The organism is Lacrimispora amygdalina, from assembly GCF_900205965.1.
GTDB lineage: Bacteria > Bacillota > Clostridia > Lachnospirales > Lachnospiraceae > Lacrimispora > Lacrimispora amygdalina_A.
Genome location: NZ_OAOF01000025.1, coordinates 20,222 through 41,639, shown reverse-complemented (window position 1 = coordinate 41,639; position 21,418 = coordinate 20,222). Strand labels below are relative to the sequence as shown.

18 protein-coding genes are annotated in these 21,418 nt (G+C 36.6%); all 18 read left to right on the top strand.

Going from position 1 to position 21,418, the window contains the following annotated elements; translation table 11 throughout:
* Position 1 precedes the first annotated feature (1 nt).
* Positions 2 to 2,089, top strand: a complete 2,088-nt coding sequence (locus CRO04_RS22550) for a type IV secretory system conjugative DNA transfer family protein (protein ID WP_097006503.1) — start codon at positions 2 to 4, stop codon at positions 2,087 to 2,089.
* A 7-nt stretch (positions 2,090 to 2,096) separates the two neighbouring features.
* The gene (locus CRO04_RS22545; protein ID WP_097006502.1) at positions 2,097 to 2,522 is read left to right on the top strand and encodes a hypothetical protein; all 426 of its coding nucleotides are present in this window, start codon (positions 2,097 to 2,099) and stop codon (positions 2,520 to 2,522) included.
* Positions 2,523 to 2,533: 11 nt separating this feature from the next.
* Positions 2,534 to 3,415 (top strand): conjugal transfer protein TrbL family protein, encoded by an 882-nt coding sequence (locus tag CRO04_RS22540; RefSeq protein ID WP_097006501.1) that lies wholly within the window; start codon positions 2,534 to 2,536, stop codon positions 3,413 to 3,415.
* Positions 3,416 to 3,447: 32 nt separating this feature from the next.
* Positions 3,448 to 3,699, top strand: coding sequence for a hypothetical protein (locus CRO04_RS22535; protein ID WP_097006500.1), 252 nt, complete (start codon positions 3,448 to 3,450; stop codon positions 3,697 to 3,699).
* Between the two features lie 17 nt (positions 3,700 to 3,716).
* Positions 3,717 to 4,058: a hypothetical protein gene (locus CRO04_RS22530; protein WP_097006499.1), complete on the top strand. Its 342-nt coding sequence runs from the start codon at positions 3,717 to 3,719 to the stop codon at positions 4,056 to 4,058.
* A gap of 189 nt (positions 4,059 to 4,247) precedes the next feature.
* Entirely contained in the window at positions 4,248 to 4,676 is a 429-nt protein-coding gene (locus CRO04_RS22525; RefSeq protein WP_097006498.1) for a hypothetical protein, read from the top strand.
* An 8-nt stretch (positions 4,677 to 4,684) separates the two neighbouring features.
* A complete protein-coding gene (locus CRO04_RS22520; RefSeq protein ID WP_097006497.1) occupies positions 4,685 to 6,571 on the top strand; it encodes a VirB4 family type IV secretion system protein in 1,887 nt (628 codons plus the stop codon).
* Positions 6,571 to 8,277 carry a phage tail tip lysozyme gene (locus CRO04_RS22515; RefSeq protein ID WP_097006496.1) on the top strand — a complete coding sequence of 569 codons (1,707 nt, stop codon included), beginning with the start codon at positions 6,571 to 6,573 and terminating at the stop codon, positions 8,275 to 8,277. Before CRO04_RS22520 ends, CRO04_RS22515 begins: the two co-directional genes overlap by 1 nt.
* 4 nt (positions 8,278 to 8,281) lie before the next feature.
* Positions 8,282 to 9,142: a hypothetical protein gene (locus CRO04_RS22510; RefSeq protein ID WP_097006495.1), complete on the top strand. Its 861-nt coding sequence runs from the start codon at positions 8,282 to 8,284 to the stop codon at positions 9,140 to 9,142.
* A gap of 113 nt (positions 9,143 to 9,255) precedes the next feature.
* Positions 9,256 to 9,633: a hypothetical protein gene (locus tag CRO04_RS22505; RefSeq protein ID WP_097006494.1), complete on the top strand. Its 378-nt coding sequence runs from the start codon at positions 9,256 to 9,258 to the stop codon at positions 9,631 to 9,633.
* Positions 9,605 to 10,720 carry a hypothetical protein gene (locus CRO04_RS22500; RefSeq protein WP_097006493.1) on the top strand — a complete coding sequence of 372 codons (1,116 nt, stop codon included), beginning with the start codon at positions 9,605 to 9,607 and terminating at the stop codon, positions 10,718 to 10,720. Before CRO04_RS22505 ends, CRO04_RS22500 begins: the two co-directional genes overlap by 29 nt.
* A 368-nt stretch (positions 10,721 to 11,088) precedes the next feature.
* A complete protein-coding gene (locus CRO04_RS22490) occupies positions 11,089 to 13,563 on the top strand; it encodes a hypothetical protein (protein ID WP_097006491.1) in 2,475 nt (824 codons plus the stop codon).
* 20 nt (positions 13,564 to 13,583) lie between these two features.
* Positions 13,584 to 17,606 (top strand): peptidase A26, encoded by a 4,023-nt coding sequence (locus tag CRO04_RS22485; protein WP_097006490.1) that lies wholly within the window; start codon positions 13,584 to 13,586, stop codon positions 17,604 to 17,606.
* A 204-nt stretch (positions 17,607 to 17,810) separates the two neighbouring features.
* Positions 17,811 to 18,170, top strand: coding sequence for a type II toxin-antitoxin system Phd/YefM family antitoxin (locus tag CRO04_RS22480; protein ID WP_097006489.1), 360 nt, complete (start codon positions 17,811 to 17,813; stop codon positions 18,168 to 18,170).
* A gap of 217 nt (positions 18,171 to 18,387) precedes the next feature.
* A complete protein-coding gene (locus CRO04_RS22475) occupies positions 18,388 to 19,065 on the top strand; it encodes a hypothetical protein (protein ID WP_097006488.1) in 678 nt (225 codons plus the stop codon).
* Between the two features lie 78 nt (positions 19,066 to 19,143).
* Entirely contained in the window at positions 19,144 to 19,581 is a 438-nt protein-coding gene (locus CRO04_RS22470) for a TnpV protein (RefSeq protein WP_141401023.1), read from the top strand.
* 140 nt (positions 19,582 to 19,721) lie between these two features.
* Positions 19,722 to 20,426, top strand: coding sequence for a DUF5710 domain-containing protein (locus tag CRO04_RS22465; RefSeq protein ID WP_097006486.1), 705 nt, complete (start codon positions 19,722 to 19,724; stop codon positions 20,424 to 20,426).
* Positions 20,427 to 20,452: 26 nt separating this feature from the next.
* Entirely contained in the window at positions 20,453 to 21,328 is an 876-nt protein-coding gene (locus CRO04_RS22460) for a transglutaminase domain-containing protein (RefSeq protein ID WP_141401022.1), read from the top strand.
* Positions 21,329 to 21,418: the final 90 nt, after the last annotated feature.

Below are 21,418 nucleotides of genomic sequence, written 5' to 3'. Positions count from 1 at the left end.
TATGGCAACACTTGACAAAGAAAAACTTAATAAAGAAAAACAGGAGCGAAAAATTAAAGTTACGATTATTTTCGTAAGTCATATTTTTGTGACAGTGTTTTTTGCATATTTAGCCCATCAATTTGCGACACAGTTCAGCCAGATGGCAAATGGCCGTTTGCCAGAGTTAAGATTTGATCTCAACTACATAAATGCCTGGAAACTTTTGATTTTAAAACGGGAGTTTAGAATGTTCCTTTGGTGGGGGATATTTGAAGTTATGTTTGGTGCAATTATGTTTACTCTGCTACTTAAGCCACGTTCAGAGATAAGCAATATTAGAGAATATACAGTAACAGATAATATTAAGATTCCTATACCTGTTGGTAATGGACAGCATGGTAATGCGTGGTTTGCTAGCAAAAAGGAAGAAGATGAAATTCTAAAGACAATTCAATTTGATGGTACAGATCCATTCCAAGAATTAAAAGAGCGTCCAGGAGTTGTTGTTTCTATGGAGCGTAAAGGAAATACAGATGTAATTCGATATCTTAGAACATTTGCACATTCTATTATTATTGCACTTACCGGAGGTGGAAAAACTAGGCGTGCATTGTTACAGACAATTTGCCTGCAGATGATGGCCGGCAACTGTATATTGATTTCAGATGTAAAAGGAGAGATCTATTACTATACAAAAGGCTATGCAGAAAAAAGAGGGTATAAGGTGATTGCAATTGATTTATGCAATCCAACAAAATCCTCGCACTTCAACTTTTTGCAACCGATCATTGATGCGATTCAAGAAGGGCGGAGAAAACAGCAGAAAGAGATTTCAGAGATAGAAGAAAAAATTCGAGCAGCTGATAAAGCAGGTGATTTGGAGCAGGTAGTTAGTCTTGCTCAGGAAATAGAGGATATAAAAAAGGATTATTCTTGGACAGGAAAGGCACAGGATTACACCTGGGACATTGTTGGTGTTTTTGCAGGAGAGCAGAAAGGTGAACCGCTATGGTACAACGGGGAAACTGCAACAATTGCTGCGTGTATCATGGCAATCTGTATGGAAGCTCCAGAAGAGTATTGGAATTTATATAATGTGTATAATTTTATCGCTTATATGGCTCAGGAACATCCAGTAACTCATAAGACTCCATTGTCAGCGTATTTAAATACTTTACCAGATACACATCCAGCGAAAACTATTTTCATGCAATCACAGGTAGCTGCGGAGCGTACAAGAGCATCTTTTTATACATCTGCCATGGGAACACTAAAACTGTTTACGAATCCCGGTTTGGCAGAGATGACGGCATCTAGCGATTTTAGTTTATATGATGTTGGAAAGGAAAAAATCATTATCTACATGATTATACCTGATGAAAAGAAAACTTATTATCCAGTAGCCTCAACTCTAATAAACCAACTTTATATAGCTCAAGTCGAGACTGCTAGGAAGAACGGTGGACGATTACCAATTCCTACAGATTATGATTTGGATGAAATTGGAAACTTCCCAACTATTCCGGTGCTGGCTAATCTATTGTCTGTTGGAAGGTCAAGGGGAATTATAGCTAATTTGGTAATTCAGGATTACCAGCAACTTGCAACTAAATATAAAGATGATGTGGAGACAATTAAAACTCAGTGTGGTTTAAAGATTTTCCTCAAGTCAGATAATCCCAAAACTTTAGAGGAGATATCAAAAACTTTAGGTAATTATACTGTGGAGGTTACAAGTGCTTCCACGTCGGCAAGTACCAGTATAAAAACAATGGATGCTAATATATCGAATTCCAGTAATTTAGCAGGAAGAAAATTACTTATGGAAGAGGAAATATCTAAATTTAAGCCACCGGATGCTCTTATCATGGTAACCTCGGAACGCCCCATAGTAACAAAGATGCCTGATTTATCCAAATACCATTTTAATGAAATGCTTGGTCTAGGTGATGAAGAACATAATAATCAGTTGATATTACAGATAGAAGAAGAACGGCCAGAAAGAAAGTTAAGGCAAGTTCCGCTCTGGGGAATATGGAATCAATATAAAGAAATGCTTGAAGAAGAAGCTGCAAGACAGATGAAGGAATCAAATATAGGAGGTTGAAGAAGTTATGTATTCCATAGAAAAAAAAGCAATATATAGGATTTTTCAAACAATAATTTTAATACTGGTTATTAATATGTATTTTGTGCTTACGGTATTTGCATCAGAAGTTGATTTTAAAAGCACGAATTTATATACCGGTACAAGAGCAGTGATTTTAGGGGCGACAATAGCTTTGACAGCTATAGTTGTTATCTTGACTATTCTTTTAGCTCTTAAAGCCGGATTAGCTTGGCAGACGGCCGAAGATCAAGAGAAGCCACAAAAAAAGAAGGCGTTAATACAGACAATAGCTATAGGTGTCTTAATAGCATCTCTTAGTGGACTAGTCACCTTGATACTTGGTGCATATGGTTTAACAGATGGAGATTCAGCAGCAGCAATTAGGACATACTATGTTGCTGAAAATGTATGTCGCTACATAATTAGTTAAGTAGGATACTTATGGATTTCTTATTAAAAGCAATTGCTAAATTTATAGGTAATATAACAACAGCATTGCTGGAGTCAGTATTACTAACATTTAATGAAGTATTTCAGTCATTGGTTAAATCGTTTGTGGAACAGTCGGCTGTAATGAGAATACATAACGCTTTTGTAGGGCTTTCCATTTTTCTAATTATGTTGTTTTGCATAAGTAGCTACTTTAATACTTATGTTGCAGAAACAGAGGGGGATCCAGACTCGGACCCTTTGGATATTTTGGTAAGAGGAGCAAAAGCGGTAGCATTTTCTTGTTGTTCAGGTTGGTTCTTTGGAACGTTTATGAATTTTACATCAGCAGTAGCTGATATGGCCATAACTGAATTAGGAGAAAATGAGGATTGGACCATATCTTTGTCCAGTTCAGTACAGGCTCTGATGGCAAATATTACAGGAATGGGATTCATCTGGAATGTGGTTATTTTCATATTAGTCATAGGAATAATTGCATTTTATATAATTGCTACGATTAGAGCAATTGAACTCATGTTGATGTATGTTATCTTACCTACATTTTGTTCAGAGCTATGTTATACAACTCATGAACGATTTAATGGAATCATAACCAGCATATGCGTGACTGGGTTATATTACATCCTGCAGCTGATTTGTTTTTATATGCTATGTCGGGCAATGGTGTCAATGATTGAAGGCGTATCTCCTGATTCAGCTATATCAATGGAGGCATTCCGTTGTTTAGGCTGGTTAATTGCAACACTTAGGTCACCAAAATGGTTGGAAAAATTTGCTTATTCTACCGGACTTGGAGATGGCAGCAAACGAGCAGTTGGTACTGTTGGTACAAGTGCAATGCATGGAGTTTTTAACAAACTTTTTAAATAACAAGCTTAATAATAATAAGTATAAGGAGAAAAATGATTACTTTAGAAATGGGAGCATCTGCCAGTTCCTATACTGATTACATTAGATTGCTGATGAATATTATTACTGGCTTGGTTGTTGCTGGATCTATATTACGCTGTTTAATTGTTGGAATAAACCACATGTCCAACGAACAACCAATAAATGATTTAATTAAAAAAATTAAGAATATTCTTTATGCAGCAATTTTGTGTGGTAGCATTCCACAGATAATTAGCTTAATAGCTGAGGCATACAGAAACTGAGCTGAGAAGGGATAAGCATGGAGAAAAAAAAACCATTATACATACCAATTAAGACACTTGATTCTGAGGATTATGTTACCGGATTAGGAAAACTGGAGCTTGCCATAATATTATTTGCTACAGGGATATCTCTATTAATAGGTATAATTTTAGCGTTTTTAATTAACTCACTTGTGGGTATCGCTACTGGTGTCTTTATTGTAACCACGGTTTTTGTAATCGTAAGAAGGGATAACAATAATGAAAGTATGATTAGAAAACTCCAAATTGTCAGACAGTACAATCGAAGTCAAAAAAGTTACTCGTACAGTTATGATTCTAATTTTGAATATGCAGATGAGGAGGTATTAAATGATTAAGGAAAAAAAAAAGATGCACAATTAACTATACAGCAAAAAACAGCTAACGATCTAGTAAATGTTAAAGACATTAAAGATATTTTTTTATATACAAAAAATGGTTTCCTGATTTGTTTTCTAAACACTGGCAATATTAATATTGACCTCTTGAGTGAAGAGGAATTAGAAACTGTTACTCAAAGGCAGGCGATGTCATTTGAAGGTGACAAGAACGATTTTGATTACTTTACGCTACCTTCCCAGGTGAATTTAGATCCAACAAAAGAGTATTTAAAATTAAAACATCAGGAGACAGAAAACCTGGGCAAACGTAAAGGATTAAATTACATGTTACGTGAAGTTGCTTATTTATCTACTAACGGGGAAAATTTTGAGCATCAGCATTACATAAAGATATGGAAAAAGATCGGACCTAACATAAAAGATACGCAGAAAGAGTTGACAATCAGAATCAATGAATTCAAAGAACGATACGCAGCTGCTGGAAATTTATGTGAAATTCTTAAAGAAAATGAAATTATCAAAATGTGTAATCTATTTGGCAATCCACAGCAAGCTCCATATATGGGAATAGGATCAACTAATTTTTATGAGACAATTACGCAGATTAGGGTATAGGGGGAAGTATGGAAAAAAAATCAGCAAATCAAATTATTTGTAAAGATATTGAGGTAAATACTACTCTTCTTAATATTATTACACCCTCAGCAATAGATTTTGATCGAAGCCACCTGAATATATCAGAGAACTACGGGAGAGTCATGTGTGTATCAAAGTTCCCCTCTGATGCTGATTATGGTTGGTTGGCTCCCATAGCAAATTTGGAGAGTACAATTACTAAGATTGAATATCGACATACGTCACCTACTGTGTTAACAAAGGCTTTGAATAAAAAGATATCAGAATTGAGAGAAAATCTGGATGCCGCTAAGAAGGAATCTGAACGTCAAGCATATGAGTATTCTATTGAAAATTTAATGAATTTGATACATAGGATTACAGTGAAAGGGGAACCGGTTGGGTTTGTAAATATTATGCTTTATGTTTCGGCTGAAAACCCTGTGGAGTTAGCAAGTCGGACAAGAAGGATTCAATCTATTTTATCTGGTCTGGAGTGTAGTATACGCCCATTAGTATATAAACAGTTTTTGGCTTTTTCGGCTATTGCTCCTTATGGTTTACCCAATTACCAAATGGTAAGTAACATGGGAGAACGGCCAATGCCAATTACCACTTTATTGGGAGGTTATCCCAATGCATCTACTGGCCTGTACGATGAAGAGGGCTATTATTTAGGCAAAACAAAAGATTTGTTATTGGTGATTATTAACCAATGGATACGTAATAAAGATCGGACGAATTCTAACTGGGTGGTTACAGGTATCCCTGGTGTCGGAAAATCAACTGTGTTAAAGGTAATATTTGCGAAAGAGAACTGGACAGGGACTAAAGTAATTATTTTTGATCCTGAACGTGAATATGTAGATTTAGCACATAGCGATTATATCAATGGTGATGTTATTGATTGTGCTACTGGCGTTAACGGACGAATTAATCCATTACAAGTTAGAGCTGTCTGTAGTATTAAGGAAGAGGATCTGGATGAAGGGGAATATTTGGGGGATTTTTTTACGTATGACGTAGAAAATGAACATGAAGAATCACAGTTAGCTTTATATATTCAGCAGTTGAGATTGTTTTTTTCGTTATATTTTGGAAACCTAGATTATAACGCAGAGTTGAAGACAATATTAGAGCAAACACTTATAGATTTGTATAAAAGTTTTGGTATTACATGGGATACAGATGTGACAAAAATTCCAAATGACAAATTTCCTATAATGAGAGATTTATATGATTATGCAAAAGAAAAAGCGGAGGAAGAAGACAATGTTTACATAAAAGCAATTAGAGACAAATTGGTATTGAAGCTATACAGTGCAGCATATGGTGCGGATCAGTTTATTTGGAATGGTCACACAACATTAGATGCTAAAAGTGATTTTATTGATTTAGATGTTTCTAAGCTGCTTGATTTGGATGACAATGTAAAACGAGCACAATTTTGTAATTTGACTTCATGGGGTTGGCAGCAAATGTCTGCTGACAGGACACAGCGGGTCTTGTTTGGAATTGATGAGGGATATTTATTTGTAGATCCGGATTATCCGGATATGATGAAATATCTTAGAAATATCTCAAAAAGAGCACGAAAATACGAAGGTGGTCTTATGTTTATTACCCATTCAATTGTTGATATATTAGATCCCGCAGTTAAACGATATGGGCAGGCAATTATTGATAGTGCTTGTTATAAATTGATAATGGGAACTGATGGAAAGAACTTAAAGGAAACACAAGAGCTATTTAATTTATCAGATAAGGAAGTAAATATTTTATCCTCAAAGACCAGAGGACAGGGGGTATTTATGGTGGGTAATATGAGGATTAATCTTACTGTTGATGTATCTGATGAAATGCTTGCTATTTTTGGTTCTGCCGGAGGAAGATAATGCATATAAAAATTGCACTGCAAATAGCAAAACAGTTATTAACTACGGAAGATGGCCGCAAGCTTTTAAAATGGATTGTTATAACTGTAATAGCGCTTGTTTTATTGATAGGTGCAGCATTTTTACCAATTTCAGGTTTTGTCACTGGGGATGATAATGAGGATATAGATGCATTGCTTGATGATACCTTTGTAATAACTCAGACAAAATATTATAAGGCGATTGAACAGTCCAGAGATGCATACATAGAACAGACAATCCAGACGATGTCAAAAATTGCTCAAGATGCCAGGGAAGAGTACAAATATGAAATAGAGGTAGAAGAATATGATGCAGATACAGATTCTTATTCAAGTTCAACAGAAACGGTATATCCAACAGTTGAGGTTATTACCCCATCCCCTCCGATAGTTACTGCAATTGCATATTTTTGTTTTACAGAAGAAGTACAGCTTTCTGATGCCAAGGATAAGATATCTAAGCAGTCGGTAATAGATTTCTATGAAAATAAAATTGCTAATCTTCCATATGTTGTGACCTGTCATAACCAAGATTATTATACTGTATCTCTTACATATAAGACAGATGATGAGTTATCAGAGGCTTTGTTATCAGATGGTACATTCAAAGATGAGGGTGACGTTGATTTTTTTATAACATCTATTGAGCGTATTACAGAATTGATTCGTGAATCTGGTGGAATGGGGTATGATGGTATACCTTCTGGAAATATAAGTGATTCTTCTGTAGCAAAACAGATTTGGGATTATTTTAAAAGTAAAGGCTGGTCAGATTATGCCTGTGCCGCTCTGATCGGAAATATTGAAGCAGAATGCGGCATGAAAGTGGTTCAGCAAGAAACTGGAGGAACAGGCATCGGAATGGTTCAATGGTCGTATGGACGAAGAACCAAGTTCCTGAAGTGGCTGGATGCAAAAGGCTATAATTTGTCAAATGTAGAAGCACAGTGCGAATACCTGTTAATTGAGAATGTCTGGTATAAAGGCAATGTGACATTGTATAACAGCGGAGGATTGAAACATCAGTCAAAAGCAAGCTCTCTCAATGAATTTGGAACTTACTCATACTCTCAATTATCAGATGCGGTTGATGATTTTTTGTGGCATTGGGAATCGCCGAACTATAAGTATGCACAATGGGATCGGAGACAGGGAGCTGCACAGGATGCTTATAATCTATTTGCATCTGGTGGAAGTCCTATATATAACGGAACTTATGCTCAAATCAAGGCTGCTTTTTTTCCAAATGGTAATTTACCAACATCAGAATCTCAAATGGGATCATATTTAACAACCATCTCATTTGTAAATAGTGCTGGAATTGCTAAAAAGGTAAGAGTACACAAGGCGGTGTCTGCTGACTTATTAGGCGCACTGACTACCATATCAGCTGGTGGCTATGAGATAAAGCAAATAGATGGTTATGTCTGGAAAAATAAAACAAATTCTTCATCAGGTAGCCGTTCTTCTCATTCGTATGGTCTGGCGATTGATATAAATTATAACTATGGAAATCCTCAGGTTATTGGTGGGATAGTCAAAGTAGGAACGCCGTATGGCTCACACGAATTGAGTATGCATGAGAGTGGAATTGCAGTAACAACAATGAAGAGTATTGGGTGGAAGTGGGGCGGAAATTGGACCAGTTCTAAAGATTATATGCATTTTTCAGTACCAGGAGATTAATTTTATGAATGATCGCGGTAAAAAAAGAAAACATTTACTTGCTTTAGTTTTATGTGTGCTGGCTGTTTTTCAATTAGCAATGGAAAGTAAGGCGGACATGGAACCAAGTTATAACATAGCAGTAAAGCTTGATCCGGCAGTAATTGCCTATCTAAATGAAAAAATTGAGGTCTATTGTGAAAAGGACGGTCAATTTTATATGAGCATCGATTTGAATAAAAGCAATCACTATGAATATAAAAAGATATTTGTAAATGGTGTATACACCTTCAGAGCAAGGGTTCGCTATGACATGAATGAGGAATATACCATTCTTCCAGATTCACAGACTATTGAACTTACATACAAAAACAATAATTCTTTGTATGAGATAGTCTTTACAATTGAAGGGGCAAGAGAGGATCCAGAGGAACATTCGAATCTTACAGATAACAAGTCTGAACAGGGATCAGATATGAGCCAGGAGGAGAAAATATATAGCGCAGATGATATTGATGAACTGTATGAAATACAGGAATCAATGCTTGCTGAGGCAGAAGAGGCATTTACTGAACAGGAAGTTTGGGAACAGAATCATAATTTCCTATCAAAAAATGGAGTTTCTGATCAAAAATCTCCAACTATGGAAAACGAGAATCTTCCAATGCATGTTTATCCGGAATCAGAGGAAAACATGGATCAAACGGAGAAAAGTCTGGTACAAACTCCGTCAGCAACTGAGAAAAAAAGCATGGAGGAAAGTCAAGATCAAACTTCCACAAGTATAAAAACAATTGGATTGTGGGTGTTAGTTATTGTTGCACTTTTCCTGGCCTTAGTGCTAGTTGTAATAATCAGTGAAAAGGGGAGGAGCAAACATGAATAATAGAGAAATAAAAATATTAAAGATAGCAGTTTGCATGATTGTTTCAGTAATTACACTTTTTGCAAGCTGTCACAGTGGTTAAAAATATATGCAATTTAGATAAGGGGTAGTATATGGCAAGGAAAAAAACTGTCGTGGTTGATATTCCTATAGAGTTACTGAGTGGTGATAGAACCATTATGATTAACAGCGTAAGAACGGCTTTACAGAATGGGTTGCATCATTATTTTGACTCAAATGGAAATTTTATTGGAATCTATATCAACTTTAATCGTTCCATGTTTTTAGCAGATGGTAAGAAGCGCTTAAATGATTGCGAACGACTAACTTTTGAGGTTGAAAATGTTGTTTATGAAATGCTTTCTAAGGCAAAACGTTATACGACTATGTCACTTAAAAACTTTGCAGAGGTGGTGATATTAAAAGAACTACTAAATGACAAAGGCGGAGGAGGTGATGGAAATGCAAATGATGGTTCTGTACATATCTAGCAAGGCAATGAGACAAACCGTGGACCACTCCATAAAAGAAGCTGAATTACTAACGCTAGATTGCAATAATCAAATTGGAAACAATATTTCATTATCTAATTACATGAAAAACAAGGGCTTTTTACTAAGCAAGAATGATGTTGACTATATGATTATTGACCTTTCTGCACTCTCTGACAGCGAGGAAACAATTGGAGAGACAATACAGGGTTTTTTAATCACTCATGAACATGTGAGAATTATTATCATATCTCCGATAAATCAAGCCGGTGATAAAATTCTGAGTGAATTATTTGCTGTAGGTGTTAGGAACTTTGCAGTATCTAGTGACTTTGTTGTTATTAAACAAAAACTCGAAGAATGCTTGACGGATCAGGGGATGAGCTACAAAGAAGCATCTGAGTATAAAGATGTAAAAAAACGGACTCTGGAAGAAAAAAGAGAAGTAAAAGAAGTCAATAAGGTAATGATTGGTGTGATTGGTTCACAGCCAAGAGTAGGGTGCACACATAATTCTATCGTAATTGCAAACCAGTTAAAACGGTGGGGATATAGTGTCGCTTATGTAGAAATGAATGAAAATGGTGCATTACAGCAGATACGTCAAGCAGAAAAGCTAAGTATGATAGATTCATATTTTTCCAGTAGAAATATCGACTACTACCCAGATGCAGATAATTCCTTATTGAAAAAGATATTGAAGGATCAAGTATACAATTTTATTATTCTAGATTTTGGAAGTTTTCAAGATTGTGATATTAATGCGTACAATCGTTGTCATGTAAAAATTGTAATTGGCAATACGCAACCATGGGAAATCACTTTTTTGGCAGAGTTTTGGAATCGTTATGATGATGAGGCCAGACAACATATTAATTTCTATCTGAATTTTGTTGAAAAAGAATCAGATAGAAAGGTGTTAAAAAAGTTGTTTCATAAGGATCTGAAATTTCTCGGTTATTCATCGGATCCATTTAGTGAAAAAGATTTTCCTGGTATGTCAGAACTGCTCGAAGAATATTTACCGGAGAAATCTAAGAAGAAAGGATTTTTCATATTTGGTAAGAGAAAGAGAGTGGAAAACTAATGATGAAAAAGAGAATAAAGCCGTTAAAAGACGAGTTTAATCGGCTAATCATCAATGAGGGATACAACGATTATGAAGCCATGACTATTATGCTAATTCGGTTCATGAAAGTGATAATACCTATTTTGCTTCTCTTCTTAATGTGGATTAAAAAGGAAAATAAGAATGAGCTGGAGCAAATATATAAATTATAAAAGAATCTCGTTGTACATTGAAAAATCAATATGCCATAGTTCAGAGAGGAGGATTTGATAGATAGTGATAGAGATTTCTTATTTTAATAGAGTATAGAAAAGAACCAATGGCATTTGAAATTGCTGTTAGTTCTTTTTTATAAGGGTTTTAAGATGAAAAAGTGGAGGGAAGGAATGAGAACGTATCAAAATTTATTTACAGTTGCAATGATAACAGCATTGCTGTCTTTATTACCGGTGTGTCCAGCATATGCAGCTTGGATAAAAAGTGAGACAGTTCCAGCAGAGGTCGGAAAAACTTCCTGGTGGTATTCAACAGATGCTGCTAATAGTGCCTGGTATGCTGGAAATCCGGTCACGTGGCAATGGATTGATGGAAATAAAGATGGAGTGTTTGAGTGCTATGCATTTGGTATTGATGGCTGGATGTTTGCCAATACAATAACACCAGATGGTTATACCGTCAATGTAGATGGAGCATGGATCATTAATGGAATAGTACAGACGAAATATGCAGGCTGGATAAAAAGTGAGACAGTTCCAACAGAGGCCGGAAAATCTTCCTGGAGGTATTCAACAGATGCTGCTAATAACACCTGGTATGTTGGAGATCCGGTCATGTGGCAATGGATTGATGGAAATAAAGATGGAGTATTTGAGTGCTATGCATTTGGTACTGATGGCTGGATGTTTGCCAATACAATAACACCAGATGGTTATACCGTCAATATAGATGGAGCATGGATCATTGATGGAATAGTACAGACAAAATCAGGATCCACTAAGACGACCAGAAAGATTATCCTTGGTGGAGGGTCGGGTGGAGGTGGTAGAGGGGGATCTTCATCAGGCTCCTACAAACCGAGTGTGAAGCCACAACCGGAAAAACCAGCACCAATACCAGAAAAACCCACACCAGAACCGGAGCAGCCTGAAATCATCACTTATTCTTATACCATACAGTATAGAGACATTGAATCAAAAGAAATTCTTAGAGAGGAAGTGGGACAAGCAGAAAAAGATAAGATCATTGAAATCGAACATAGGACTTTTTATGATTACAATATTTGTGATGAGCAGCCAACGTCATTCCAGTTAACTTATGACAATGCGGAAGAAATTGTGTATTACCAAAGGATTAGGTCGGCTTCTCCAAGTGAAGCGCAGAAAATCCGGTGGGAAGTAAATTTTGTAGATGCGGAAACACATCACAAACAAATCTTTCCGCAAAGGAGCGGTGTTGTTTTAGAAGGCGGTAGCCTGTATGTGAATTATATGCCATCAATCACAATTGATGACACGATATGGGAAGCTTTGGACACACCGCCCTTTGAGACCGAGGTTTACGGACCAGGTGATCAGAATTTTTACATTGAATTTCAGGAAGCTGGGATTAATCCGGAACCAGAAGATTCTTATGCAGAAGAAAAGGAGCTGTTAAGGGAATGGATTATGGCAGCTAAGGAAGCCGAAGCGGATATTACTGGGGAAACGCCAGAACAGATACTAGATTCACGCTTTATCATATCAAATAAGACTCAGAATGACGTAAGAGTCCGCAGTATAACAAACGGTATTTCTGATGAACAAGATTATACCTTCTATATGATTGGAAGAAACTATATTCCAAATGGGTTAGCAATTACTGAGTGGTACGGAAGTAATGCTGATTATGCTGTTACAGCGGAGGATACAATCCAAATTGAAGGTGACCAATACACAGTTGTTCGTATAAATCTTTCTTTGACTTCAGAAAGCGAACATGATCATCAATGGGAATTGGTATATGAGAACCCAGCAACTTGCTCTTTAGAGGGTAATCAGCTGTATGAATGTAAAATTTGCGGCGAGCAGATGGAAGCCGTTTTACCGGCACTTGGCCATATTGATGAGGATAATGATACCATTTGTGATGTCTGTGGTGAGATTATCGGAACCGATGAACCGATAGGTAAACATTGGAATTTAGGTGATATTCAGGTTCAGGAGCTGGACGGAAAGATTTATTTCTTCAAATGCATTGATCAAAATTATTCGGGCGGAGCAGAGAATCACAATCAGATGGCATTGTTTTTGAGTACTACGATTGTTCCGGCCAACTATGGTTCTCAGTATAAATATGAGAAATTGTCAGATGGAAACTATGACTATGTGTTTTACCCAGGACCAGTAACAAGTTTTGGATCTAATAATGATTATAAATATTCAAAAGTACGTAAGTGGTTAAATGAATTGGAATCAGATACTTATAACTTGGGTAATACAAGCATTGGAGTTTCATATGCATATATAGGCGCAACTGCCGAAGGTGCAGGTGATCAGCTGCAAGAATCAGATTTAACGGCATCATACATCGGAGATCAGAAGATGACAGATCAACTATTTATCTTGTCCGTTGATGAAGCGTTGAAATATAAAGAATATTTATGGGATGTGGAAAGTACAGGAGCTTTTTCAAAAGGTTATTGGCTGAGAAGCCCAATGGGAACAAGTGGTCAGTATAAGACTGGTTATGTATATATTGTTGATTTGGTCAATGAGAATATCCGGGCACAGTCAGTTTTGGCTACTGGCAGTGGTTCTGATGAAGAAATCAATGTAACTGGAACAACAGGGGTAAGGCTTGCTTACACCATGCCGCAAAATTAAAAGCGCAAAGAGGAGAGCAAATGAGGAAAAGAGATTTGAAAAAGTGTGTGGTATGGTGGTTAATTGCCACCATGTCAATTGGAAATGTAGTACCGGTTATGGCGCAGCCCAACAGACCGGTTTTGGAGGAATCTACTCCTTCAAAGGGAGATGATGAGATTATTGAAACTAGGGAAGTATTTGATCAAAATATCAAAAAGGCAACAGATAGTAATGCAGAAGCACAAGATCCGTATACTGAGGAAGATGATTTTTCAGATGGTTCGGATATCATCAAAGACAGCCAATCACAAGTTAAGATAGCAACGGACAGTAACGCAAAAGTGTCAGATTTGCCTGCCAAAGACGATATTTTTGACGATATGCCAGAGATTGGAACCGGTGAGTTTACGGAATGGTTTTTCAAGAATGTTGAAAGCAGTGATTTGTGGGAATGGGTATCACAAATCACTGATTCCCCGGATACAGTTGAATATGTTCTGTATATGGATTGGTATGAAAATCATTCGGCGCGTGTTAATGAAGCCATGCCTCAAATGGGAATTTCCTTAATGAGTTCTTCAACTGGCGATTTATGGGGAGACTGGAACGGTGACATGGACTGGCAAGGGGAAGGAACGAAATCAGAACCATATAAGATTACATCTGTATCAGAGCTGATGGGGCTTTCAGAACTGGTGGCTTCCGGAACAGACTTTAAGAATACTTATTTTGAACTGACTAATGATATTGATCTTGGAAGTATTCAAATAAACGCTGGCAGTTGGAATCCGATAGGATGGTACCAGAATGCATCAGAGATGGACGGTGATGTTTCTAATGTTTTTAGTGGAAATTTTGATGGAGCCGGGAATACAATCTCCGGATTACGTATTTCAAATTCCACACAGAACTTGCAAAATATCGGGTTATTTGGATCAATTGTGGGTGGATCAATTAAAAATTTGACCATTGAATCAGAAGAGATATATGGAAATGATAACGCTGGCATTTTAGCAGGAACGATAGCAGAAGATACAACCGTTTTTAACGTCACTGTGAAAGGATATGTATTTTCAGCAAAGGATGCTGGTGGCATCGCCGGAGAGATTGCCGGAGGAAGTAACAATGTGACTGTTGAAAATTGTACAGCAGATGGTGTTGTCATTTACTCAGAAGGAACTACGGGTTTTGTTGGTGGGATTGTTGGAAATGCGAGTAAAGCGGATCTGATCGACAATACCGTATACACCTATGATGGTGATGGCAATAGAATCGCTGGCAAAGGATATGTTGGTGGGATTGCCGGCAGAATGAAGCAGATCAATATTTATAATTCCTATGTTGGAGGAACTATAGGCGGCAATGGTTCAGTTGCAGCTGGCGGCCTGGTCGGAAAATATGAGAGCGGAAATCTGATACTGGGCCGGTTTGCTGGAGATATAGGTAGAACTAATAATGGTACAGCGTCAAGAGAAGGTACATTTGTTGGAACTCGTGGGAGTGGGAACAATTTTACATATGGAACTGGATCCAACAATAACATTGCGTATTTATTTACAACCAGTGCATCGAAAGCGAAGGTTTCATTTGGAAGTAATATTGATGGGGACAATTCATTTACGAGGGCTGCTCACATTGGATATTGGAGTAATAATGAAAAATCCTACTACCTGGTAGCTGGAAAAACAGAAACACTTGGCAGCAACTATTTTTATGAGGAATTGGAAGCTGGAATTAAACATGTGATTACGCAGAAACTCAATAAAGAGTTCACTGCTTCTGGGTACTACGATGGAATTAATTTTAGGTTAGATCACTATGCACCAGGCTTCCAGGGAGAACCGGTTCGTGGCTATTTGGTTTCCGTACCTAGAATTGACGCCTTAAACGCAAATGGAACATATGATACCGATGTCGCTACTTTAACTGCAATGCCAGTCAGCAATAATTCCTTCTACCGCCAGATCGACAAAGATCACCCGGCAGCTGTGGCTTATGGTGTATCTGTAAGCGTATCTACTGCGGCAAAAAATAGCAGTGGGAACCGTTACCAGATGATATATAATACTGATCCGACTTACACAGATGAACATGGTGATGTTATACCCATGACATATGCTAGCGGAGGTACTTATACCTTTGATATGCCGGAGTGCGATACAGAATTAAAAGTTAAGTATGAGAAAGTAACAACGGAGCTGACCATGACTCCTGCCGAAACAACTATTTCCGTTACACAGACCAGGAGTGGTGATCGGAAGAATCCAAAGATTACAACCGAGGTAAAAAATCAATCGGGCATATTAATTGCTAGGTATATTGATGGAGTACAGGATACCAGCGTTGAAGTACAGCCAGTATCCATCCATGCGGAGCATAATAATGATGGTAGCACGGTTAATAAAACTGTTCAGTGGTCCGTTGACGATACAAACCTTATTACAAGTACTTCAGCAAGTGGATATACGTTGACAGATGCTAAGATAATGCCGAATTTGCAGTCGAATTTTATTCAGAATATCATTACCCAAGAAGTTCAGGCTCAGACCAATGCCGGTTATGCAAATCCGATCAGTAATACAGTTTATACAAAAAATGCAGTTGTTACGGCAGCTACAAATCCAGAAACAACAGTAGATAATCTGACGGTTTATGGAAATACGAAAGTAACAGTATCATTTCAGATCATTGATTTAACAACAATTCGTGTAGAAGGTTTAGCACTGAATAAGAGTAATATTGCTTATACCGTAACCAGGACACTTTCAGGAGATCGGTTGGACCCGACAGAAACAATTACCTGCAGTGCGCCAGTGAGTTTAACAGCAACATTAAACCCAAATCATCCATTTCTAAGAAATGTAACATGGTCGGATAAGGAAAGCGGAAAGATAATCACTCTTGCACCATCAGGGGGTTGGACACAGGATTGCTCAGTAGCTATTCGATATGATTCGTCTGGACAGCAGAATCCAGTATGGATTCAAAACGTTATTAACGCAGATAATGCCGCCAGGACTGCGGATCCATATACAAAGCTTTCAGGTAGTACGACGTATACCGAGAAGGTGACAGCAGTCAGTGAAGATCAGACTCATGGTCACGTTATGGCAGAGTGTGATATAACCATTAACTTTGTCACCATAGATAATACCGTTATCCATCCGGAAAGTGTATCTCTTGATAGAAATTCTCTAACATTTGACCTGATACTGACAAAGACTGGAAGAAGGACAAGCCCAACATTGACCTGGATCGGCCAGGATACTCAGATGTTACAAGCTACTGTGAATCCCAATCTTGCAGACAGCAGCATTTATAAGCCATATGACAAAACTATTACCTGGAGTGCCGGCAATGCAGCACTTAATGTTGTTAACGGAAATGTTTCCCCTAACTTAGATTCAGAGTGGATCAAGGAAACAATTTCAAAATCTCCATACACTGGCACAATTGAAATACCAGTGCAAGTAAAAGCTGTTGATAATGGGAAAATAGCAGTTTGCGCAGTAACAGTTAATGTGAAGGTAGTTGATAATACATACTCCAGTAGCTCCGGTGGTTCTGGTGGCGGCGGAGGTTCTTCAAGTGGAGGTGGTTTCCGGTCAGTGGGAGTAACTACAACAGGAAACACCCAAGGACCAGCAGCTCCGGCCGGATCAGTAACAGGAACCTGGACACAGACGGCAGATGGAAGATGGATATTTGCAACCAATCGGACTTATACGAATGAATGGGCGTATATTAGTAATCCATATTCTACAGGAAGTCAGCCAAAAGCGAGTTGGTTTAGATTTTCAGAAACAGGTGATATGGTAACCGGCTGGTACACAAATACAGATAGATATGTATATTATCTAAATCCAATATCTGACAATACACAGGGTGCTATGCTCACTGGCTGGCATTGGATATCTGGAAAATGCTATTTCTTTACTGAGATAAAAAGTGATGCAAATCCAGAAGGTTCACTTATGAAAAATGCAACAACTCCAGATGGCTATATAGTAAATACTGATGGGGCATGGGTAATTGATGGTGTGATTCAAACTCAATATTGATATTTGTAGTCTCGTACATTGACAAGAGAATATAGAAATTTAAGATTACTTCCAATAATTAGAGGGTGGATCGACCACCCTCTAATAATGAAAAAGCATAATTAAGACCAAAATTAAGACCTAAATTATAATTGACCTTAGAGCTTAAATGTGTTATATTATAGTTAGTATAGTAGATTTAAGCTCTGAAAGGTGGAAACTTTAATGTTAAAAAAAGGAACAACGATAGTTTCAGCAGCAAATTTTAAAACTCATATTTCTAAGTATTTGAAAGAAATTAATAAAGATCAGGAGCCAGTATTTCTTACTGTTAATGGAGAAGGCAATCATGTAGTTATGCATATTGATGTGTATGATGAATTACGAAGGTATAAGAAGTATTGTTTGGAACATGGAATTTATGTGGATACATTTAAATGTGTAATGTGTAAAAATGATTTTCCAATTACCGAAAGAGTGGATTTTCCGTCTCAGGGTGAACTGATGAATGGGGTTTGTAAGGAATGTGCAGGTAAGTATCTTGAAAAAATAAAAGCTGAGCGGATCGTTTATACAGAAAATTAGGATTTGCAGAAGTACCAAGGGGAAAGGAAGAGAAATAGATATGGATAAAGTATTGAATAACTAGTGGAATATCTTGAGGGTCAAAAAACAATAGAAGGAATTACTACAGGTTCAAGAAAGTATGGTAGTTCAAGCAAAGAGGATATTGAAATTGGTGTATACGTTGTTAATGAACAAAGAAGTCAGAAGCCATTAAAAGATATAATGGGGTAATGTTATGGTTAATAATATTAAATTAATAGAAAGCAATTTTTTGAGTTTGAAAGAGCAAATTAAATTCTGGGATTTTAAAAGTATGCATGAAATAAAAAGAGCACTTTCATTATTACATACAATAAAGCAAGAAGCTATTATTTTTGATTCAAATGCTGAAGAAATTTATCATAAAAAGAGCATAGAAATTTTTTCGCATAGAACATTGTATTTTGAAAATGAAATTGAATATATATGGAATATTAATCAAATTACAGATGCAATAATAAGGGAACAAGGTACTGCGAATATTATAGCGACCGAAAAATTAATTAGTTGTATTTCAGACAAAGACATCAGAGAAAGAGTTTTTGAAAATAATTATCAGAAAATAAATGATGAAGTTGCTCCATATAAAGCAAATAATCCGATCATATTTATGGGCCGAATTAATAATCATAATGCAGTGGGCATATTGCTTAATGGAAATCATAGAGTGATAGGAAATAGCTTAAAAAAGATTGAACATACCGAAGTATATATTATTGATCCCAATTATGGGCGTTACTTTTTAGTATCTGAAGAGTATATGAAATTGTATGAAGTAATACTGATTTATAATATTATAAAGTATAAGATTACAGGAAAGTACGTTTATGAATGGCAAAAGGAGAACAGGGAAAAAATAGCTCAAAAATATTAAAAAGAGATTATATATGTGAAAATAGGTGAATCGCTAATAAGAATAAATAAGCTGAATTATCAGCTCAGAGAAAGGATTATGATGGATAAAGAGATGATACAAACTGTACTTACAGAGGAAAAAAGAGAATATTATACCGATCCGGATTCAGGATTAAGGTGTTTTGATGAGAATGAACTTACTTATGTGGAAGAACCGGAAAGTGGGATTTTTTATCCTAATATTGTTATGGAAGAATCAGAACAGAGCCTGTCAAAGTGGGGAATGATGAGACTTAATTATATTAAGGATCATAAAAATGTACTGTGGTCAGAACTTACTTTGACAATGAAATTGTATCAGCATTGTTTGGATGTGCAAGAGGAAGCTCTAGAGATGCATCAGCAATTGTTAGAGAAGAGAATAGAACCTTATCGGCATTTACAATCAGAAGACTATTTTACTTATCTTCAGACACTCAATAATATGATCAACCAGGTGGATGAAATTGTTGCCAATGAACTCATTTATGTTTAAGTTAGAAATAGAGAGAGGAGCAAATAATCAACGCACAACAACATTGATATAGAACTTTAGTGAAATTGCTATACCCCTAGAAGGAAATATATGGTAAAATTAAGAAAGCAAAATTATCATTGGGAGTTAGGGGTAAGTATATGCCACTTTATTTACAGGTTCCATACGAAGAAAGAGAACAGGCAAAAAAATTAGGGGCAGTATGGGATAATGGTAGGAAACAATGGTATGTCGCAAATAAAAATAATTATCAAAAATTTCTTAGATGGTATCCTTACCTTGATGGGTGTGACGATATCATATGTGATTGGGTGTATATAGTAAGAACAAAATATAAATGTCCCAAGTGTAATAAAAATACAAGTGTAATTGCTTTTGCTATTCAAAATCACTTTGAAGTAGAAGTGACAAAGAGTGGTAAAATCAAGAAGTGGGATTATCATGATGAATTTATTCGTCTTATACAAAGAGAAGATGAGGTTTTGTTTGGGTCAGATGAGGAGCAAAGAAACCATAACCGTTTTGAAAATTATCTAAGGAACCGATTCGGATATTATTATGAATCTTCTAATTGTTACGTGAATCACTGCTGGGAATGTGGAGCAGTTTTGGAGTTTAGCTTGTTGCACGAAATTCCGGGAGGACCATTTTACTTAGACACTTTATATTTTAAAGGTGTGCCACAACCAAAAGATTTTAGATTATTTAAACTCTTTTTATGTGAAGATGGTTTGTTCACACAGTATTATACAGGTGATGGTATTTATACCTATGATCAATTTATACTTGATGAGAATAAGAAAATAGAAATTCTGGATTTTAAAATAAGCATTATGGATTTATAGAAGGGGATATAATTATGAGGAAAAGAATGAAGCAGATTGTGGCCATGGCAATTACAATGACAACTTTAGCAGTAAATGTGTTTCCAGCATATGCAGCACAATTTGGTAGTATTCTTGATGGTGATGGGAGTTGGAGCAATACAAATAATATGACATGGAGCTTTAATAATGGTGGCAGCGTAACTATTGGGAGAGGGCCAGTGTTTAGTGATGTATATCCAGAAATAACTGATCCTGAACACTTTTTAAAAGAAGCTGTTATTTATCCAGGAGAGGCAGTAAATTCTTTAAACAGTGAGGGGCTTCCTAAAGCAAATTATACAGAGGGTACATTACCATTATTACAGGAATTTGTAAACAGTTTTGATTGGATTCATAGTGATGAACTGACAAGGCTTGAAATGGTTTTTGATAGACTTCACAATGGCAAAGACGGACGTGAGGATCAGACCTCAGGGAAACATTTTCCATCTGTTTCTTTTAAAGTGTTAGAAGGTAAGATTGGAAATTGTGGCGATTATTCAGGAGAGTTTCAAAGGCTGGCATCATATGTGGGATTGGAGAGCATCGCCTATGATCAATCAGCAGTGCATGCGGCTTGTTTGGTAAAGATTAATGGACAATGGATTACTGTTGATCCTATGAGAAAAGAAGGGTTATATAATAATCTAACAACAGTACCTGTTGATTATGATACAGAATATAATCGGTATGCTAATGAAGCAAAAAGTAGTCAGTGGTATCAGGATCAGATGCAGCAAGTAGAATGGCAGAGACAGGCCGAAGCTGGAAAAATAACCTGGATTGAGTATTATCAAAGGCTTTATCCGGGAATGAGTGAAGCCGAAATTCAAAAAAAGTTTATGAGTTGGGACGGATATGTAGACGGACTCGGTAATTAAAAACAGAATAGAAATAAAGAAAAAGAGAAGTAATCATTTAGCAATTTGCTGACTGGTTACTTCTTTTTTTGTTTTAGTTAATTAAAAAGT

Coding starts and splice junctions, on each gene's coding strand:
- CRO04_RS22485 (WP_097006490.1), top strand. CDS start 13,584: ATGAGGAAAAGAGATTTGAAAAAGTGTGTGGTATGGTGGTTAATTGCC.
- CRO04_RS22515 (WP_097006496.1), top strand. CDS start 6,571: ATGCATATAAAAATTGCACTGCAAATAGCAAAACAGTTATTAACTACG.
- CRO04_RS22550 (WP_097006503.1), top strand. CDS start 2: ATGGCAACACTTGACAAAGAAAAACTTAATAAAGAAAAACAGGAGCGA.
- CRO04_RS22505 (WP_097006494.1), top strand. CDS start 9,256: ATGGCAAGGAAAAAAACTGTCGTGGTTGATATTCCTATAGAGTTACTG.
- CRO04_RS22470 (WP_141401023.1), top strand. CDS start 19,144: ATGATGGATAAAGAGATGATACAAACTGTACTTACAGAGGAAAAAAGA.
- CRO04_RS22530 (WP_097006499.1), top strand. CDS start 3,717: ATGGAGAAAAAAAAACCATTATACATACCAATTAAGACACTTGATTCT.
- CRO04_RS22460 (WP_141401022.1), top strand. CDS start 20,453: ATGAAGCAGATTGTGGCCATGGCAATTACAATGACAACTTTAGCAGTA.
- CRO04_RS22535 (WP_097006500.1), top strand. CDS start 3,448: ATGATTACTTTAGAAATGGGAGCATCTGCCAGTTCCTATACTGATTAC.
- CRO04_RS22545 (WP_097006502.1), top strand. CDS start 2,097: ATGTATTCCATAGAAAAAAAAGCAATATATAGGATTTTTCAAACAATA.
- CRO04_RS22500 (WP_097006493.1), top strand. CDS start 9,605: ATGCAAATGATGGTTCTGTACATATCTAGCAAGGCAATGAGACAAACC.
- CRO04_RS22520 (WP_097006497.1), top strand. CDS start 4,685: ATGGAAAAAAAATCAGCAAATCAAATTATTTGTAAAGATATTGAGGTA.
- CRO04_RS22510 (WP_097006495.1), top strand. CDS start 8,282: ATGAATGATCGCGGTAAAAAAAGAAAACATTTACTTGCTTTAGTTTTA.
- CRO04_RS22525 (WP_097006498.1), top strand. CDS start 4,248: ATGTCATTTGAAGGTGACAAGAACGATTTTGATTACTTTACGCTACCT.
- CRO04_RS22465 (WP_097006486.1), top strand. CDS start 19,722: ATGCCACTTTATTTACAGGTTCCATACGAAGAAAGAGAACAGGCAAAA.
- CRO04_RS22540 (WP_097006501.1), top strand. CDS start 2,534: ATGGATTTCTTATTAAAAGCAATTGCTAAATTTATAGGTAATATAACA.
- CRO04_RS22490 (WP_097006491.1), top strand. CDS start 11,089: ATGAGAACGTATCAAAATTTATTTACAGTTGCAATGATAACAGCATTG.
- CRO04_RS22480 (WP_097006489.1), top strand. CDS start 17,811: ATGTTAAAAAAAGGAACAACGATAGTTTCAGCAGCAAATTTTAAAACT.
- CRO04_RS22475 (WP_097006488.1), top strand. CDS start 18,388: ATGGTTAATAATATTAAATTAATAGAAAGCAATTTTTTGAGTTTGAAA.